The 18,050-nt window shown below is 62.2% G+C and carries 14 protein-coding genes; 12 read left to right on the top strand and 2 right to left on the bottom strand.

All coding sequences use genetic code 11. From position 1 onward, the window contains the following. Positions 1-37: 37 nt before the first annotated feature. From IB241_RS11785 to IB241_RS11740, 10 genes are all read left to right on the top strand, one after another. Positions 38-670, top strand: coding sequence for an NADH:ubiquinone oxidoreductase subunit N (locus IB241_RS11785; RefSeq protein ID WP_192298550.1), 633 nt, complete (start codon positions 38-40; stop codon positions 668-670). A 147-nt stretch (positions 671-817) separates the two neighbouring features. Further along, entirely contained in the window at positions 818-2,314 is a 1,497-nt protein-coding gene (locus tag IB241_RS11780) for a YdgA family protein (RefSeq protein WP_192298549.1), read from the top strand. Positions 2,315-2,601: 287 nt separating this feature from the next. Then, positions 2,602-5,082 carry a poly-beta-1,6 N-acetyl-D-glucosamine export porin PgaA gene (pgaA, locus tag IB241_RS11775; RefSeq protein ID WP_192298548.1) on the top strand — a complete coding sequence of 827 codons (2,481 nt, stop codon included), beginning with the start codon at positions 2,602-2,604 and terminating at the stop codon, positions 5,080-5,082. A 12-nt stretch (positions 5,083-5,094) separates the two neighbouring features. Continuing rightward, a complete protein-coding gene (gene pgaB, locus IB241_RS11770) occupies positions 5,095-7,092 on the top strand; it encodes a poly-beta-1,6-N-acetyl-D-glucosamine N-deacetylase PgaB (RefSeq protein ID WP_192298547.1) in 1,998 nt (665 codons plus the stop codon). 2 nt (positions 7,093-7,094) lie between these two features. Then, positions 7,095-8,435, top strand: a complete 1,341-nt coding sequence (gene pgaC / locus IB241_RS11765) for a poly-beta-1,6-N-acetyl-D-glucosamine synthase (protein WP_192298546.1) — start codon at positions 7,095-7,097, stop codon at positions 8,433-8,435. Positions 8,436-8,437: 2 nt separating this feature from the next. Then, positions 8,438-8,920, top strand: a complete 483-nt coding sequence (gene pgaD, locus IB241_RS11760; RefSeq protein WP_192298545.1) for a poly-beta-1,6-N-acetyl-D-glucosamine biosynthesis protein PgaD — start codon at positions 8,438-8,440, stop codon at positions 8,918-8,920. A gap of 614 nt (positions 8,921-9,534) precedes the next feature. Beyond that, positions 9,535-12,123 (top strand): autotransporter outer membrane beta-barrel domain-containing protein, encoded by a 2,589-nt coding sequence (locus tag IB241_RS11755; protein ID WP_192298544.1) that lies wholly within the window; start codon positions 9,535-9,537, stop codon positions 12,121-12,123. An 84-nt stretch (positions 12,124-12,207) separates the two neighbouring features. Beyond that, positions 12,208-12,510 (top strand): hypothetical protein, encoded by a 303-nt coding sequence (locus tag IB241_RS11750; protein ID WP_192298543.1) that lies wholly within the window; start codon positions 12,208-12,210, stop codon positions 12,508-12,510. 9 nt (positions 12,511-12,519) lie between these two features. Continuing rightward, positions 12,520-13,308 (top strand): signal peptidase I, encoded by a 789-nt coding sequence (lepB, locus tag IB241_RS11745; protein ID WP_192298542.1) that lies wholly within the window; start codon positions 12,520-12,522, stop codon positions 13,306-13,308. A gap of 14 nt (positions 13,309-13,322) precedes the next feature. Beyond that, positions 13,323-13,904 carry a hypothetical protein gene (locus IB241_RS11740; RefSeq protein ID WP_192298541.1) on the top strand — a complete coding sequence of 194 codons (582 nt, stop codon included), beginning with the start codon at positions 13,323-13,325 and terminating at the stop codon, positions 13,902-13,904. A 1,620-nt stretch (positions 13,905-15,524) separates the two neighbouring features. On the opposite strand, the gene IB241_RS11735 is transcribed toward IB241_RS11740, so the two are convergent. Further along, the gene (locus IB241_RS11735) at positions 15,525-16,112 is read right to left on the bottom strand and encodes a hypothetical protein (RefSeq protein ID WP_192298540.1); all 588 of its coding nucleotides are present in this window, start codon (positions 16,110-16,112) and stop codon (positions 15,525-15,527) included. A 3-nt stretch (positions 16,113-16,115) separates the two neighbouring features. Next, positions 16,116-16,727, bottom strand: coding sequence for a hypothetical protein (locus IB241_RS11730; protein WP_192298539.1), 612 nt, complete (start codon positions 16,725-16,727; stop codon positions 16,116-16,118). Between the two features lie 62 nt (positions 16,728-16,789). On the opposite strand from IB241_RS11730, the gene IB241_RS11725 reads away from it, so the two are divergent. Beyond that, positions 16,790-17,386, top strand: coding sequence for a hypothetical protein (locus tag IB241_RS11725; protein ID WP_192298538.1), 597 nt, complete (start codon positions 16,790-16,792; stop codon positions 17,384-17,386). A gap of 71 nt (positions 17,387-17,457) precedes the next feature. Beyond that, complete coding sequence (locus IB241_RS11720; protein WP_192298537.1) at positions 17,458-18,039, top strand: hypothetical protein; 582 nt, start codon at positions 17,458-17,460, stop codon at positions 18,037-18,039. Positions 18,040-18,050 lie beyond the last annotated feature (11 nt).

Genomic DNA, 18,050 nt, shown 5'->3' with positions numbered 1-18,050 from the left:
CTGACACTGCTCGCGTTTGCTCATGGGGATTCCAATAATGAAAAACCCTTATGCTCCCGCTTTCTGGTGCGTGTTCTTCGCACTGGTGTTGTTATCGGCTGCCTACTTCTATGGCGTCATGCTCGCCCATCAAATCGACAAGGCCATGGTGTTCCTCGACAGCGCCTGCCTGGTGATCGGTACCTTGTCCATCGGCGTGGTGGCCTGGGCGTCCTACCAGAACCATCGGATCAAACGTCGGCTGCTCGAACAGGGCAAGACCCGCGTGGCGATCTGGGACACCAAGGTCGCCCTGCGCCGCGTCGAAACCGTGTTCGACCGCTATTTCTGGGGCAGCTACTGGCAGCCTGGGCGCACCTTCCAGGAAGTCATGGGTGAACTCACCGGCACGCCCCTGGAAAAAAGCCTCGAAGCCCTGAAAAAACAGTGCGTGGCCCTGGATCAGCAAGTCGCCGACGGTAGGCATTGGCTGAATAATGCTCGGGAATTGTCCGACGTCGCCGCGCAAATGGCGCGGGAGCGCTACCAACTGGACTTCTGCGACCCCAAGGCCGACACCCCCGGCAATGCGGTGATCCACCGCGAGTTTGAGGTGCTGGTGTACACCTGGACGGCGCGTTTGAAGAGTTTTGATCACCAGCTCGATGAGATCGACTCGGAATATTCGTGAACCATCTGCTGGCCTGACCCCTCTGAAAAGCTGGGCCGTTCGCGGCCGCCAGTGCTAATCTTCCCCCGCTTTTGGCGGGCTTGAGCCAACCCTTTCAGGGTTCAAGGAAGACAGCCCACTTCTCACAGGATTTGATCAGGTCACTTCATGAATAAGCCAGCCGTAGTTCTTTTGGGTTTTGTTGTCGCCGTTGGCGTCGTCAGTGCAGGCGGTGCCTGGTACACCGGCAAGCAGTTGGAGCCGGTGCTGCAAACGGCGGTGCAGGACGCCAACAAGGAACTGCAACGTTCCATGGCCGGCGTAGACGGGCGTCTGGACCTGGAGCTGGTCTCCCTCGACCGTGGCTTGTTCAGCAGTACCGCGCACTATCGCCTCAAGGCCCAGGGCTCGTTCTTCGGTGAGCAGAACCCGAACCCGGAACTGCTCTTCGTCGACCACATCGAACACGGCCCGCTGCCGTTCTCGCGTCTGGTGTCGCTGAAGTGGCTGCCGGTCATGGCCACCAGTCACTACGCGCTGGAAAAGAACGCCACCACCGAAAAATGGTTCGCCGCCGCCAAAGACGTGTCGCCGCTCAAGGGCGTGGCCAATATCGGTTACAGCCGTTCGGTCAGCGGTAATCTCGAATTGCTGCCGCTGGAGTACAAGGACGACACGTCCAGCGCCAGCTTCTCCGGGCTGAACCTGGACTTCGACAGCAGCGCCGAAGGCAAGAAGGTCAAGGTCGACGGCTTCATGAACAGCCTCAAGCTGAACGCCGTCGATGGCAACGGCACGCCCTTTGCCGCCGACCTGTCCGGCCTGACCGTGGCCAGCAACCTGGAAAAATCCACCTTCGGCTTCTACACCGGGCAGAACACCGTTGAACTGACCGACACCAAGCTGACCTTCGGCCCGCAACAAACCGTGCTGACCCTCAAGGGCTTCGAGCAGAAAGACACCAGCGACGTCAAAGACAACAACATGGCTGGCCGCGTCGACTACAAGATCGACGCGATCGGCTTCCAGGGCAAACCGGTCGGCTCCGCCGCCATGGCCGTGAGCGTGAAGAACATTGACGTGCCGTCGGGCCTGCTGCTGACCAAGCTGTACCAGGACAAGATGCAGCCGGTGCAAGCCGCCGCCGCTGCCGGGCAACCGATGCCGGAACTGCAACTGACCGAAGCCGAGCAGACCCTGGCCGAAGCCAACGTCAACCAACTGCTGGCCGCCAAGCCGCAAGTGGCGCTGGAAAACCTGTCGCTGAAAACCGCCCACGGCGAAAGCAAGTTCAACCTGGTCCTGGACCTGGCCAAGCCTGCGTCCATGGAGCTGCCACCTGTTGAGCTGGGCAAGCAGATCATTGCGTTGCTGGATGCCAACCTGACCCTGTCCAAGCCCATGATCGCCGACATCGCCGCCCTGCAAGCCCAGGCCGGTGGCGTGACCGATCCGAAAGCCGTCGAGCAGCAAGCACAGATGGCTTCTGAAATGGTCAGCGGCATGGCCGTCGGCACCCAACTGGCGACCCTGGTCGGCAATGACGTGGTGTCCCAGTTGCACTACGCCAACAACGAAGTGACCTTCAACGGCCAGAAGATGAGCGTTGAGCAATTCATTGGTTTCGTGTTGGCCAAAGCCGGTGCGGTGAGCGGCGCGCAGTAAAAATTTCGCCATCACCCGCAAATAAATAATGGGGGGGCGGGCGTGCGTGTGAACGGGGTCAAACAGTCGACACTGACCCCGTTATCACAGGTAAGTCCGTCCCCCCATTGGCTTTTCAGATTCCCCACCAATTCTGAACAATTGTTATGAATTGGCCTTTTCCCTACTTTCCTAAGGGATAGTTCCTACAGGAAAGCTAGGTCGGGTCACTAGACGCCGACACCCTGATGCAAATCGCTCAGGACCACCTATCGTTACAGCTTTCCGTGTGTAAGGAAGCTCACGATATGCTGCGAAACCTACCACTCAGTGCTTCAGGCCGGTTGCGACTGCTCATCGGGGCAGCCTTGTGCAGCCAGTTACTGGTGCCAGCCTTCGCCGTGGCCGACCCTGCCTACGATGCCCTGATCATTCAGGCCCGCAACGGCAATTTCACGCCGGCCCTGACGCAATTGCGCCAGTTGCCTGCCGAGCGCCAGACGCCGGGCCAGATCAGTGATCACCTGGTTATCGCCGGTTGGGCAGGGCAGGATGCCGAAGTGCTCAAGGTGTACGAGGCTCAGGGTAAAAATCGCACCTTGACGCCCCAGGCGCTCGCCACCGTGGCGCGCACCTATCGCAATCAGAAGCAGTGGGCGCAAGCCGAGGCGGTGTATCGCCAGGCGCTGCTGCGTGACCCGAACAATGTCGACCTGCAACTGGGCCTGGCCCTGACCCAGGCCGACGGCGGCAACATCACCGAAGCCGTGCAGCGCACTCGTGCGCTGGTGGCAGCCAAGCCCGATGATCCGAACCGGCGCATGGCCCTGGGCTACGCGCTGACCCGCGCGGGCTTCAACTATGACGCGCTGTTCGAGTTCGACCAGGCCTTCCTGCATGCCGGGGATAAACCGGAAGTTGCCCGCGAATACATCGTCGCCTTGCAAAAGGCCCGCATGCCGGAACCGGCCCTGCGCCTGTCGGCCAAGCGCCCGGGCCTGGTCGACCCGGTGACCCAGCGTCGCCTGGAAGGTGACCTAGCCGCCGAACGCGTGCGCATGGCCGAGTTCGCCACGCGTTCGGAAAACGAACGCTATGTCGTCGCCGACCGTGCCCTGCAGGACTACGACAAACTGCTCGCCCGCTGGACCCCGGACGCCAGCGCCCACGACGACGTAGTGCGCTGGCGCATCGACCGCCTGGGTGCGCTCAAGGCCCGCGCACGTACCGCCGAAGTGATCCGCGAGTACGAAACCCTCACCGCCGAAGGCGTGCAATTGCCCACCTATGCCGTGCGTTGGGTGGCCGCGTCGTACCTCGATCAGCGCCAGCCGGAGAAATCCGAGCCGCTGTATCGTCAGGCCCTGAGTGCGCCGGATGCCGAGCCGGATGATCGGGTCGAAGACACCACGGCGCTGTTCTACGCCTTGCAGGAAAGCGACAGGGGCACAGAGGCGGTCGAAGTCGCCAAAGGCCTCGCCACCAGCCAGAAGCCACGGGTTGAACTCAAAGGCTTGCCCATCGGCAATCCCAACGACGCCTGGATGGATGCGCAACAACTGTCGGCCCAGTCCGGCGTGTACGGCGGCGACCTGCCGGGCAGCGAGTCCAGCCTGGACGCGTTGGTCGACAAGGCCCCAGGCAACGTCGGCCTGCGCCTGGCCCAGGCCGACATGTACCGCGCCCGCGACTTGCCACGGCGCGCCGAAGGCATTCTCAAGGAAACCGAAGCCCAGGTGCCGCGTGACATCGGCCTGGAAGTCAGCCAGGCCTACACCGCGATGGATTTGCAGGAGTGGCGCCAGCTCGACGTGCTCACCGACGACGTGCTCGCTCGCAACCCGGACAGCCGTCAGGTGCAGCGCCTGAGCCGGTTGCGCGATGTGCACGACATGGCCGAGCTGCGCGTCGAGGCCTACACCGGCAAGAGCTTTGGCGGCGGTAGCGACAGCGCGGCCGGTGCCGTCTCGGGCAGTCGTGACTGGGGCATTGAAAGCCGTATCTACACGCCGCCGATTGACGAAGACTGGCGCCTGTTCGCCGGTGCCGGTTACGCCACCGCCGACTTTGAAGAAGGCACGGGCCATCACCGCTGGCAGACCGTGGGCGTCGAACGGCGTACCCGCGACATGACCCTGGAGGCCGAAGTTTCCAACCATTCCTACGGCGATGGCAGCAAACAAGGTGCCGCGGTGTCGATTGCCCGTGACATCAACGACAACTGGCAATACGGCGGTAGCCTCGGTTATCTGCTGTCCACCACGCCACTGCGGGCGTTGAATGCCGGCATCACCGCCAACGGCGGCAGCGGTTTTGTGCGCTGGCGCGCCAATGAAAGCCGCGAGTGGAAACTGACCCTCAGCCCGTCCCATTTCAGTGACGGCAACGACCGTTTCGAAGCCCTGCTCAGCGGCCGCGAAGGCCTCTACAGCTCACCACGGGTGCAAGTGGACCTGGGCCTGGAGGTCGGCGCCAGCCGCAACAGCAAGGAAGACACGGTGTACTTCAACCCGAAGTCGGACTTCACCGTGCTGCCGGTCATCAACATCAATCATGTGCTCTATCACCGCTACGAGACTCAGTGGAGTCAGCAGTTCCAGGTCGGTGCGGGTACCTATAGCCAGCAGGATTATTCCACCGGCGGCATCGGGCTGGTGGGCTACGGCCAACGCTACCGCTGGAACGACGTGCTGGAAGCCGGTGCCAACCTGAGCCTGATCAGCCGACCTTACGACGGCAATCGCGAACGCGATCTGCGCCTGCTCGTCGACCTCACTTACCGTTTCTAGAAGAGCCTGACCATGACCGTCCTCAGCCGTTGCTTGTTGATCCTGGGCGTAATGCTGGCCAGTGCCTGTGCCCAGCAACCCGCGCCTTTCACCCCACCCGCCGAGCGGCCGATCGCGCCCAACGAATTGCCGTGGCCGAAGAACCACTTCTTGGGCATTGCCTACCACGACGTCGAGGACCGCGACCCCGATCAGGCGGTGGTGGCGGTACGCACCGAACGTTTGATCGAGCAGTTGGCCTGGCTGCGCGAGAACGGCTACCAGGCGGTCAGCGTCGATCAGATCCTCGCCGCCCGCCGTGGCGGCACACCGTTGCCGCCCAAAGCCATCATGCTCAGCTTCGATGACGGCTATTCAAGCTTCTACACCCGCGTGATGCCGATTCTGCGCGCCTATAACTGGCATGCCGTGCTGGCGCCGGTGGGCTACTGGATCGATACGCCGCTGGATAAACCCGTGGATTTTGCCGGTGTGCCACGTCCACGGGGTGAATTCCTGACCTGGCAGCAGATCCGTGAAGTGTCGCAGTCCGGTCTGGTGGAAGTGGCCGCGCACACCGATGCCAGCCACACCGGGATTCTCGCCAACCCCCAGGGCAACCTGGAACCGGCGGCGGCCTCGCTGCGTTATGACCCGGCCACCGGCCGCTACGAAACCCAGGCGCAGTTCCAGGCGCGGATGCGTGCGGACGTCACGGCGATCTCCAACAAGATCCAGGCAGTCACCGGCAAAAAACCACGGGTATGGGTGTGGCCATACGGCGCCGCCAAAGGCACCACGTTGTCGATCGTCGCCGAACAGGGCTACCAGATGGCCCTGACCCTGGAAGACGGCCTCGACAACCTCGGCGACCTGATGAACAGCCCGCGCTTTCTGGTGGCCTCCGACCCGGACGGCGAGCACTTCGCCAACAGCATGGTCGCGGTGCAAACTCCGGCGCCGCTGCGGGTGATGCATGTGGACCTGGACAACGTGTATGACCCGGACGCAGCCCAGCAAGCGCGCAACCTCGACCAGTTGGTGCAGCGCGTGTTGGACATGGGCGCAAGCACGGTCTTCCTGCAAGCCTTCGCCGACCCCAAGGGTGACGGCCTGGTGCACTCGGTGTACTTCCCCAACCGTCACCTGCCGGTGCGCGCCGACCTGTTCAACCGCGTTGCCTGGCAACTGCACACCCGTGCCCATGCCGCCGTGTATGCGTGGATGCCGGTGCTGAGTTTCGCCCTCGATCCCAAGCTGCCGCGCGTGACGCGCTGGGACCCGAAAACCGGCCAAATCGGCCTCGACCCGGATCAATATCAGCGCCTGTCGCCGTTCGACCCGCAAGTGCGCAAGATCATCGGCGAGATCTACGAGGACCTGGCGCGCAACAGTGCCATCGATGGCGTGCTGTATCACGACGACGCGGTGTTCAACGACTTCGAAGATGCCAGCCCCGCCGCGCTCAAGGCCTATGTCGCGCAAGGCTTGCCCGGCAGCATCCAAGCCCTGCGCGCCGACCCGGCCGTGATGCAGCGCTGGACCCGTTTCAAGAGCCGCTACCTGATCGACTTCACCAATGAGCTGACCGGCAAAGTCCGCGCGATTGCCGGGCCGCAGGTGCTGACTGCGCGCAATATCTTCGCCGAGCCGATGCTCAATCCGCAGAGCGAAGCCTGGTTCGCACAGAACCTCGATGATTTCCTCCAGACCTACGACTGGACCGCGCCGATGGCCATGCCGTTGATGGAAGGCCAGGAGTACAAGACGTCCAACGCCTGGCTGGAAAAACTGGTCGCCACGGTCAAGGCGCGCCCCGGTGCGCTGAACAAAACCGTGTTTGAACTGCAAGCCAAAGACTGGCGCACCAAGGCCGCACCGGACATCGACAGCGACCAGATGGCGCAATGGATGGGTGTGCTCAAGCGCCAGGGGGTCACCAGTTTTGGCTACTACCCGGACAACTTCCTGGAAAACTCCCCGGACCTGAAGACCGTGCGTCCGGCCCTTTCCAATCAATGGAACCCTTGACCATGTTCGACAGAATCCTGGCTATATTCGTACTGGCGCTGGTATTGGGCGTGCCCCTGGGCCTGATCTTCCTGGTCACCGGGCAGTTCCTGATGGACTTCGTGTTCTTCTACCCGCTGTTCATGTCGGCACTGTGGATCGCCGGCGGCCTGTATTTCTGGCTGCACTGGGAGCGCCACTGGCCGTGGGAAGAAGACACCCCGGCGCCGACCCTGGCCGGCAACCCGCTGATCTCGATCATCATCCCCTGCTACAACGAGGGCGATAACGCGGCCGAGACCATCCATGCGGCGTTGGACCAGGTCTACCCGAACATCGAAGTGATCGCGGTCAACGACGGCTCCAAGGACAACACCGCCGCCGTGCTCGATGCCCTCGCCCTGGAACACCCGCGCCTGCGCGTGTTGCACCTGGCGCAGAACCAGGGCAAGGCGGTGGCCTTGCGCATGGGCGCCGTGGCAGCGCGCAGCGAGTTCCTGGTGTGCATCGACGGCGATGCATTGCTCGACCGCAATGCGGCGGCCTATATGGTGGCGCCGATGCTCGACAACCCACGCCTGGGCGCGGTGACCGGCAACCCGCGCATTCGTACGCGGTCGACCTTGATCGGGCGGGTGCAGGTGGGCGAGTTCTCCTCGATCATCGGTTTGATCAAGCGTACGCAGCGGGTGTTCGGGCGCATCTTCACGGTGTCCGGTGTGGTGGTGGCGTTCCGTAAAAAGGCGCTGGACCGCATCGACTACTGGAGCACCGACATGATCACCGAGGACATCGACGTCAGCTGGAAGCTGCAACTCGATCACTGGGCGATCTTCTACGAGCCGCGTGCGCTGTGCTGGATCCTGATGCCGGAAACCGTCGGCGGCCTGTGGAAACAGCGCCTGCGCTGGGCCCAGGGCGGCGCCGAAGTGCTGTTCAAGAACATCCGTGGCATCTGGCAATGGCGCCATCGCTACCTGTGGCCGCTGCTGTTCGAATACTGCCTGTCCACCGGCTGGGCGTTCACCTTCCTGCTCTCGGTGATCTTCTGGGGCCTGGGCAAGTTCATGGTGCTGCCACCGGCGATTGCCGTGGACTCCCTGGTGCCCCCGGCGTTTACCGGCCTGGTGCTGGCGATGGTGTGCCTGGTGCAGTTTGCCGTGAGCATCCTGATTGACCGGCGCTACGAAAAAGACCTGTGGAAAACCCTGTTCTGGACCGTGTGGTATCCGATGGTGTTCTGGCTGGTCAGCTTGTTCACTACATTGGTCAGCTTTCCCAAGGTGCTGTTCAACCAGCACCAGAAGCGCGCGCGCTGGGTCAGCCCGGATCGTGGGATCAAACCCGCCAACGAGGAGGTGTGATCATGAAACTGGTCAGAACTCGCCAAAACACCGTGATGTGGATCGTCGATGTGGTGCTGACCCTGGCCGCCTGGGCCGGGTTGATCTGGCTGCTGGCACGCGGGATCGGCGCGATGCTCGAGACCCACGGCGGGCCGCGCATCGAGGCGCCCATCTTTGCGGCGCTCAACACCTTGCAGATCTATCTGTGGATCGCGCTGTTCAATGCGCTGATCCTGGTCACCTGGGCGCGCTACCAGCAACGCAAAGGCCGCAAATTCGCCCAGCGCCGCGCCGAGGCCAACGCGCTCAGCGACACGCACCTCAGCGAGAGCTTCAAGCTCGGCGCGGGTGATCTGGAACAACTGCGCAAACCCGGTGTGCTGGTGATCCACAACGACGAAGAGGGCGGTGTGGAAGAAGTGAAATCCCACGTCTCCCGCGACGTGGAAAAACCCACATTGACCCTGGTGCCCGGCCAGGATCGCAACAAAGACGCCAGCTGATCCAAGCCCGTAGTGAGCGGGCTTGCCCGCGCTGGGCGGCGCAGCCGCCCCAGGTCCAGACACCTCGGTCTTTCTGAAACACCGCGGCGTCCCGTTTGGGGCGGCTGCGCCGCCCAGCGCGGGGCAAGCCCGCTCACTACAGTCCCGTCAGGTTTCTGGCTTATTTGTCGGGGTTCATTCTGGATTTCGGCAAGGCGACCTAGATCAGGCCATAGCCAAACCTCCTCAAAGCGGCCCTCTGGCCCAGTGCTCAGTCGCTTGACCGCTCAGGTGAGGCAGAACCTCACGCGCCGGGTCTGCGACCCCGTTCACAAACCCAGCTCCCACCTCTACACCATTTGAACATTTCGTTTATCCCGGGGTCTCTACCCCGCCCACCCACAAGCGGTCGGGCTGCATGGACTGCAGCGTTTTCAAATGACATTAAGGATTGATGTGAACCTCTCCCCTCTATTCCCCTGCCTGCCACCGCCCCTTGCGGTGCGTCTTCGTGCGCCTGGGTTTTAGGCGGGCACCTGGGGGGAATGCACGCGGATCAATTGATCCATTCACTCGTTTTACCTACTGCCGTCGGGCGTATTGGCGGCAATGACCCGTAGTTCATGGAGTTAGAAATGAAGCGCAAGCCGTTCCAGAAAACCCTGTTGGCCCTCATGGTCGGCGCGATCAGCACCCAGGTGCTGGCCGTGGAGTTCGACCTGGGGCAGGGCAAGAATATTTGGGCCAGTGAGACCTTCAATGAGCCTGTGACCATCACCGGGCAGCTCTCCCAAGTGGTCGACCCCAGCACTACCCTGCCGGCGGGCCTGGGCTTTACCGATACCCACATCCAGGGTTCGCTGATCAACCGCGCCGACATTACGTTGGACTCGCAAGGCAAAACGATCCGTGCGATGGCCATCGACCCGATGTACTGGACCGGCCCGAACAACCTGCCCCCCAGCACCATCACGGGGGATGTGATTCAGGCCGGTAATATCCTGATGAGCCATGGCGGTTATGAAGGGCTGGAGATCGGTGACGCGACCATTGGCGGCAGTGTGATCAACTCGGGCACGATCCGCTCGACGGCGCCGCTGCCGAATGCACCGACGCTGGGTTTCGTGGGCGGTGGCGAAGGCATTTACCTGCACGGCACCACCATTGGCGGCGACGTTTCCAACACCGGCGTGATCAACATGGATGGCCGTGGCGCCACGGGTTTGATCCTTGATGTCGACGGCGCCACCCCGACCACCATCGGCGGCAAGATCCTCAACTCCGGCTCGATCATCGCCACGGGTGAGGACGCCCTGGGCATTGAAGTGGAAACCGCGACCAGCGCGCTGCGTATCGAAAACAGTGGGCTGGTTTCTGCCGACGGCAGCGCGGCGCGCGGCGTGCTGTTTTACAACGGCACCATCGATTACATCCTCAACACCGGCACGCTTGAAGCCAAGGGCACCGATGCCAGTGCCTTCGAGTTCAGCGGTGCCACCTTCGCTGCCAATAGTGCGAGCGGCGCCCGAGGCATCGTCAACCGCGGCACCATCACCGCAGACGGCACTGCGATCCTGGTCAACGCCAGCGAACAGACCTCGCCGTTCGAGATCAACCAGCAAGCCGGCGAAATCCGCAGCAACTCCGGGGTTGCCGTGGACGCCGCCAACCTGGCGACGCTGAACTGGACCGGCGGCGCCATCGTCGGCGACCTGCTCAACCTCAACGCGGTCAACGTCGCCGGCCAAGCGAACTTCACCGGCACGCGCATCAGCGCGCCGGTCTCGATCAACTCGGGCTCGCTGAACCTCTCTGCGCAGGGCACCAGCATCACTGGCGACCTCAACGTCGCCAACGGTGCGGGCATCGACATGCACCTGTCCGACCGCGTGGTGCCGACCAGCGCCTACCTGACCGTCAACGGCACCGCCACCTTCGCCGACGCCTCGAAGCTGACCGTGAGCGCCAACCCCGGCGACTTCGCCAGCACCCACGACGGCACGCAATACACCCTGCTGCAAGCCACCCAGGTGCAAGACAACGGCTTGTCGGTGAGTAGTTCTTCGGCACTGCTCGACGTGCTCAGCTACTCGGCCGATGCGCAGACGGTCAAGGCCGTGGTGGCGGTCAAGGCCGATGGGCAAGTCCAGCAAGACCTCGCCGCCGTCGGCGCCAGCGCGGCGTCGGCCACGGCGGTCAACCGCTTCAAGAATGGTGTGTTGAGCCAGCTCGGCAGCGATGACCAGGTGTTCCAGGCCCTGGCCAACGCCGGTACGGCCGAGCGACTGGCGCAGATCAGCGACCAGCTCAAGCCGGACGTCAATCGCGGTGCGCTGGATGTGGCCTTGTCCGGGCAAACCGTGGTCAACGGCGCGATCTTCAACCGCCTCACCGAGCAACGTGAACAACAACAGCGCGGTGGCGTGTGGGTGCAGGGCCTGAGCAGCAACATGGACCAGGACGGTCGCGGCGGCGCCAACGGCTACTCGGCCAACAGCAGCGGCATGGCGGTGGGTGTGGACGGTCGGGTCAACGACACCACCACCCTGGGCGTGGCCTACAGCTACCTCAATTCCAACATCCATTCCGACCAGGGCAACAAGACCGACGTCGAGGGCCACGCGCTGTCGCTGTACGGTAACTGGTCGCTGCAAGACTGGTTTGTCGACGGCAGCCTCAGCTACGGCCATAACGACAACCAGAGCAAACGCCACATCGCCGGCACCACGGCCAAGGGCAGCTACGACAGCAATGTGTTGTCGGCCAGTGTGATCGGCGGCTACAGCATCAAGCCGTCGCAGGCGGTGGTGATCGAGCCTCGTGTGGCTGCGCGTTATGCCAGCGTGCGCATGGACGGTTACGACGAGAAGGGGTCGTCGGCCGCGCTGAGCACACGTTCGCAGCGCTATGAAGTGGGCGAGTTGGGCGCCGGTGTGCGCCTGGCGGGTAACCTGCCGATGGGCACGGGCAGCTTGCAGCCGGAAGCGACGCTGATGGCGTATCACGACCTGATGGGGGATCGTGTCGCGCAAACCTCCAACTATGTGTTGGGTGGTTCGGCATTTACCGTCACCGGCGCGTCGGTGGCGCGTGACAGCTACGAAGCCAGCGTGGGCGTGAATTACCAGGTGTCGGACTTCACCGTTGGCGCCAGCTACACGCGCCAGGCGCGCAGTGGGTTTGACGCTGATGGGGTGATGCTCAAGGCGCGGTACGCGTTCTAACCTTGCCCAATCAAGGGTAAACACGGTACCTGTGGCGAGGGAGCTCCCTCGCCACGGGGTTCGGTGTGATTTTGGAGAGGGATTATGAGGCGATATGAAGGCAAGCCATTCCTGCGGCTGTTGGAGTGCTATGTCCTGGCCGCCATCGGTGAGCTGAGTGATGAGCAGCAGGCCACCTTGCGCGCCATGGAACCCAAGCTGCATGAGGTGTATGGCACGTCGGGCAGTTGGCAGTCAGTGATCGAGGTGCAAATGGATTTCCCGGCGACCGTTGCCGACAAGATCCGGGCAATATGGCAGGCCAACGTCGAGAAGTTCGCCAACGCTGGCACCGCGATCAACGCTGAAGATTTCGCGCAACACTTTGTGGACACCAATTTTCCTTGAGGACCCGCCATGAAACCCGCAAAACTCCCCCTTCAAGCCTTCCTGATGTCCTGCCTGGTGGCGGGCTGGGGGCTGGTCTACGTGGGCCGTGTCAAATGGGCGATCTGGGTCGCCGCGTTTATGTACGGCGGGGTGATCTTGCTCGGTGCATGCGGTCTGATCGCCTCGCCTATCGGGCTGTACGTGTTTTTCGCCTTTGTGGTCGCGGTCAAGCTTGGTTCAGCCATCGTCTCGGCGGTGTTGGCCAAGCGCTACGATGGCCCGCCGGACGTGCCGCGCAAACGCTTCCACGCGCTGTATGTGGGCGTGCTGATCGTGCTGACCTTCGTGCTGCTGGAAGTGCTGCGGGTGCCGTTGCTGGGCTTCAAGAACTACTACATTCCGAGCGGGTCGATGTCGCCGACAGTGTCGGTGGGCGACTACGTCATCGCCGATCTCAAGCCGGGTGCGCCGAAAGTCGGCGACATCGTGGTGTATCGCTGGAACGGCACCGAGGCGATCAAGCGCGTCGCCGGTGTGGGCGGCGATACCCTGGCCATCGTCAACGGCGAGCTGATCCACAATGGCGAAAACCTCGGCCTGTTCCACGCACCGGCGGATAGCGTGAACGGCGCTGCGTCGATGGAACTGGCGCCGCTTAAAGTCGAACCGGGTCACGTCTATTTGCTGGGCGACAACCGCAACAACAGCAACGACAGTCGCTTCATGGGCCAGGTTGCCGAAGCCGATGTGGTCGGCAAGATCACCGGGATCTGGTTCTCCAGCGAGCGGGCGCGGATCGGGACGCGATTTCCGTGATCGGCACTTCTCGGATGTTCACCAGAACCTTGACGCTGCTCTGCCTGGTCGCACTTGCCGGCTGCCAGGGCGTGCCTTATCGCGGCGCCGAAGATCAGGCGCGGATCAACAACGACCTCGCGCTTGGCGCCACGGCGGCGCAGTTCATTCCATTGCGTTGGGCGTATTCGAACTACGGCATTCAAAACGGCGTGCAGACCGAGGACGCGATTGCCGTGGTGCAGCCTGGGCTGGTGACGTTGGTGGGCTATGAGGGCGGGCGCTATGTGCGCAAGGCCAGTTTCCCGGCCGCGGCGGTGGACTGCGCCTACGTGTTTGAAAGCGAGCACAGTGACCGCCCGGTGTGGCTGTTGCAGCGCGAACGCATCATTTTCCTATCGCCGAGCGACCATCGCGGCAACGGTGATCAGGCCAGGCGCTTGCAGTTGGTCAAGCAACTGGCGGGTAGCGGCTTCAAGATCCAGACCGATGCCCAGGGCTCGGCGTACCGCCCCACCGGGAAGTCGGAGCGGCAGTTGGTGCTCAATACGGTGATAGGGCATCACATGGAGGAAGTTGCCGAGAATCAGGCATACAACGTGTGCCGGCCTCAGTAGATCGGTTGGTCGACCCACCGCTCCCACAGGTGATTGGGGTTGCTGGGCTGTCAGTGCTCGGCTGGAGATAGACCAGACACTGCCAATCCCCTGTGGGAGCTGTCGAGCCCTAGCGAGGCTGCGAAGGCGGTGGCACTGCTGGTAGAGGTGTTGTCTGAACCACCGCTTTCGCGGGCAAGCCCGCTCCCACAGGTGATCGGTGTTGGTGGGCTGTCAGTGCTCGGCTGGAGATAGCCCAGACACTGCCCATCCCCTGTGGGAGCTGTCGAGCCCTAGCGAGGCTGCGAAGGCGGCGGTACTGCTGGTAGAGGAGTTGGCTGAACTACCGCTTTCGCGGGCAAGCCCGCTCCCACAGGTGATTGGGGTTGCTGGGCTGTCAGTGCTTGGCTGGAGATAGACCAGACACTGCCAATCCCTTGTGGGAGCTGTCGAGCCCTAGCGAGGCTGCGAAGGCGGCGGTACTGCTGGTAGAGGAGTTGGCTGAACTACCGCTTTCGCGGGCAAGCCCGCTCCCACAGGTGATTGGGGTTGGTGGGCTGTCAGTGCTCGGCTGGAGATAGACCAGACACTGCCAATCCCCTGTGGGAGCTGTCGAGCCCTAGCGAGGCTGCGAAGGCGGCGGTACTGCTGGTAGAGGTGTTGGCTGAACTACCGCTTTCGCGGGCAAGCCCGCTCCCACAGGTGATCGGTGTTGGTGGGCTGTCAGTGCTCGGCTGGAGATAGCCCAGGCACTGCCAATCCCCTGTGGGAGCTGTCGAGCTTTAGCGAGGCTGCGAAGACGGCGGCACTGCTGGCAGAGAGGTTGGCTGAACTACCGCTTTCGCGGGCAAGCCCGCTCCCACAGGTGATCGGTGTTGGTGGGCTGTCAGTGCTCGGCTGGAGATAGCCCAGACACTGCCCATCCCCTGTGGGAGCTGTCGAGCCCTAGCGAGGCTGCGAAGGCGGCGGCACTGTTGGTAGAGGTGTTGTCTGAACCACCGCTTTCGCGGGCAAGCCCGCTCCCACAGGTGATCGGTGTTGGTGGGCTGTCAGTGCTCGGCTGGAGATAGCCCAGACACTGCCCATCCCCTGTGGGAGCTGTCGAGCCCTAGCGAGGCTGCGAAGGCGGCGGCACTGTTGGTAGAGGTGTTGTCTGAACCACCGCTTTCGCGGGCAAGCCCGCTCCCACAGGTGATCGGTGTTGGTGGGCTGTCAGTGCTCGGCTGGAGATAGCCCAGGCACTGCCAATCCCTTGTGGGAGTTGTCGAGCTTTAGCGAGGCTGCGAAGGCGGTGGTACTGCTGGTAGAGAGGTTGCCTGAACTACCGCTTTCGCGGGCAAGCCCGCTCCCACAGGTGATTGGGGTTGCTGGGCAGTCAGTGTTTGGCTGGAGATCGCCCAGGCACTGCCAATCTCCTGTGGGAGCTGCCGAGCTTTAGCGAGGCTGCGAAGGCGGTGGCACTGCTGGTAGAGGTGTTGGCTGAACTACCGCTTTCGCGGGCAAGCCCGCTCCCACAGGTGATTGGGGTTGCTGGGCCGTTGGAGATTGCCCAGGCACTGCCAATCCCCTGTGGGAGTTGTCGAGCTTTAGCGAGGCTGCGAAGGCGGTGGTACTGCTGGCAGAGAGGTTGCCTGAACCGACTTACAGCAACTTGCGCTGCACCGCCTCATCCAGCGTACTGCGCGTCAACGCCTCCACGATTTCCCGTGTATCGGTCTGGAATGGAATACCCACGATCAGCACCAATTGCATCCACGTGCGTACCGACTCGCTTTTTTTGACGCGACCCAGCTCTTTGCCATCCTTGTCTTTGAACACCGTTTCCAGGGTGAAGGTGTTCTTCGCCGTGGACGGGATGATGAAGAAGGTCGCGCCGGTGATGATCGCCGAGGCCATGCTGAACTGTTCGTTGTTGGACAGGGTGGCGTCGGCATAAATATCCGAGTCGACCTTGTCGGTGCTCACCCGCGAAAAACGATTGGACTGGCGAAACGAGTCGGCCACGGCCTTTTCCCACAGCAGCGCCGGGGCGCCAGCCACTGCGTTGCCCGGGCCGCTGTTGACCTGGTGCAGAGCGGTGGTGCGTACGTAGGCCGTCGGCTTCTGCGCCGGCACGTTGGCGGTCGGTGGCCAGGTCTGCACCGCCGGCAGTTCGTGTTGCGAGTACGACACGCAACCGCTCAGCAACACGGCAGCGAGCACCAGGCTGTGCTTGATCAATCCTTTCATGACTTACTCCTTGGGCAGCTTGGCGGTGGCGCTGTCGAGCAGTTGCGACACCAATTCATTCAGTTGCTTGGCACCCATGGTCGGTGCCCAGTATTCACGCCCGTAGAGGCCGACGTTGCGCTCGAACTTGACCTCTTGCTTGGCACTCGCCAGTTGCTTGCCGTCGCGGTCGACGATCGTCAGGTCGCCGGCCACGTCAAAGGTGTCGACGAAGATCGGCCCGTTGACCCAGATCCAGATCGTCAGCGTCAGCAACGCACCGGGCACGTAGGCCGGGTGCACGCCACGGTGGCCCTTGAGTGAGGTCATGTTGAATTTCAGCGACACATCGTTTTCGCCCAGGCGCGTAGGGTATTCGGTGACTTGCTTGAAGTAACCGGCGCTGCGCACGTATTGATTGAGCTGCACGGTCAGGGAGCGGCTGATGGCGGTCTTGTTGGCCTCGTTGATGTCGGCGGCAGTTACCGCGACATCGGCGATTTGCGCGCTACGCGGGCTGCTGACAGCGGCAGGGTGGAGCGGGGCGCCGACAGGGCCGGTGACGGTGTAGGACACACAGCCGGTCATCGACAGCGCGGCGATCAGGGCGGTAGCCCGCAGGAGGAGTTTAAACACGCAATTTCCCTATAAAAAGAACGAACCAAGCCACTGTCTCGACCCCTCGGCGCAGAACTTGAATGAACAAGCTTTTATCGCGGGCGCCGCTCACGGCCGGGTTTCGAGCGTCAGGGCAGCGGTGTACAGTCACGGCCCGTTCTCGTAAAAAAACCATGATGAAACCAAACAAATACCCCCACCTGAAAGTGTTCTTCGCCTTCTGGTTCATGCCCTTTGTGTTTGGGTTGGCCGCAGGCCCCGTGGTGTTTGTCGCCACGTTGGCACAGCTGTTCAGCAACCCGCGTGCACTCGGGGAAGTGCATGGGCTGGAACTCTGGATGGTGTTTGTCACTACGCCGATACTGGCGCAGGTGGTGTACCTGTTGCCCGCCCTGGGTTTTGCGCTGTTCGTGACCTTGTGCGCGTTCAGCAAAGGGCGCCGCACTTATACGATTATCGGGCTGAGCGGCGGGGCGGTCGCATTTGTGTGGCTGACGTGGCTGGACTACCTGGTGATGCGCGGCAGCACCAAGGGTTTTGTTTTTACAGACAATGCCTTAGCGCTGATTTCGGCGTTTTTCATCGGTGCTGCAGCCTGCGCCTTGATGGCGCTGATTACCCTGCCGGAGCCGACAGACGGCAGCGAAACGGGCGGCCTGGGCTCAGAAATCCCTTGAGAACCCCTCTCAACTCCGTAAAATGCCGCCGATTGTTTAAAGCTCGATACTGTTCAGGGATGAATTCTTACATGCGCGCGCTTGTTCTCTTTTTCGCCGCCTGCCTCATGGCTGGCTGTGCCTCCCAGCCGGAGTACTACATCTCACCGGCGCCAGTCACCATTCCCAAGACTGCAACCTACTGGCTCGACACGCTCGACGTTGAGGTGGTGGGCAAAAATGAGCGCTTCCTGTCCGACGAAAAGGTTCGCAAAGCGTTGGGTGTCGATATGGTGAACCGCCTGCTCGAAGCAGGTCGCTACGCCACCAGCAAGGACAAGGCCGACTATCTGCTGGATATGAGCATTGTCTACACGCGGCATATCCAGGATTCGAAAGGCGGGCTCGCCACGCTGATCGTCGACGACAACAAACTGCTGCTCAGTGTCGATTTCAGCTACAAGGTCACGGTCAAGAAGAACGGCGCCGAGGTTCTTCACTTTTCCAAGGCCCTGTATGACCAAGTGCCCGGCGGCGTGATCGGCAACTTCGAGCAGTACAAGACCATGGGCGCCCTGGTGACCAATAACAGTAACTCCAGTGTCGAAGGCTTCTACTTCCGTGTTTACAGCCGCGACATCGTCAACGACATCCGCGACATCCCCACCCGCTAGTTTTACCTGCT

The sequence above is a fragment of the Pseudomonas sp. PDM05 genome, assembly GCF_014851685.1.
Classification (GTDB): Bacteria; Pseudomonadota; Gammaproteobacteria; order Pseudomonadales; family Pseudomonadaceae; genus Aquipseudomonas.
The sequence above is the reverse complement of the archived record's forward strand: the minus strand, read 5'-3'. Positions and strand labels throughout refer to the sequence as shown.

Excerpts from the sequence above, each read along its gene's own strand:
- IB241_RS11755 (WP_192298544.1), top strand. The coding sequence starts at position 9,535 with ATGAAGCGCAAGCCGTTCCAGAAAACCCTGTTGGCCCTCATGGTCGGC.
- IB241_RS11720 (WP_192298537.1), top strand. The coding sequence starts at position 17,458 with ATGCGCGCGCTTGTTCTCTTTTTCGCCGCCTGCCTCATGGCTGGCTGT.
- lepB (WP_192298542.1), top strand. The coding sequence starts at position 12,520 with ATGAAACCCGCAAAACTCCCCCTTCAAGCCTTCCTGATGTCCTGCCTG.
- IB241_RS11785 (WP_192298550.1), top strand. The coding sequence starts at position 38 with ATGAAAAACCCTTATGCTCCCGCTTTCTGGTGCGTGTTCTTCGCACTG.
- IB241_RS11780 (WP_192298549.1), top strand. The coding sequence starts at position 818 with ATGAATAAGCCAGCCGTAGTTCTTTTGGGTTTTGTTGTCGCCGTTGGC.
- pgaC (WP_192298546.1), top strand. The coding sequence starts at position 7,095 with ATGTTCGACAGAATCCTGGCTATATTCGTACTGGCGCTGGTATTGGGC.
- IB241_RS11740 (WP_192298541.1), top strand. The coding sequence starts at position 13,323 with ATGTTCACCAGAACCTTGACGCTGCTCTGCCTGGTCGCACTTGCCGGC.
- pgaB (WP_192298547.1), top strand. The coding sequence starts at position 5,095 with ATGACCGTCCTCAGCCGTTGCTTGTTGATCCTGGGCGTAATGCTGGCC.
- IB241_RS11725 (WP_192298538.1), top strand. The coding sequence starts at position 16,790 with ATGAACAAGCTTTTATCGCGGGCGCCGCTCACGGCCGGGTTTCGAGCG.
- IB241_RS11735 (WP_192298540.1), bottom strand. The coding sequence starts at position 16,112 with ATGAAAGGATTGATCAAGCACAGCCTGGTGCTCGCTGCCGTGTTGCTG.
- pgaD (WP_192298545.1), top strand. The coding sequence starts at position 8,438 with ATGAAACTGGTCAGAACTCGCCAAAACACCGTGATGTGGATCGTCGAT.
- pgaA (WP_192298548.1), top strand. The coding sequence starts at position 2,602 with ATGCTGCGAAACCTACCACTCAGTGCTTCAGGCCGGTTGCGACTGCTC.
- IB241_RS11750 (WP_192298543.1), top strand. The coding sequence starts at position 12,208 with ATGAGGCGATATGAAGGCAAGCCATTCCTGCGGCTGTTGGAGTGCTAT.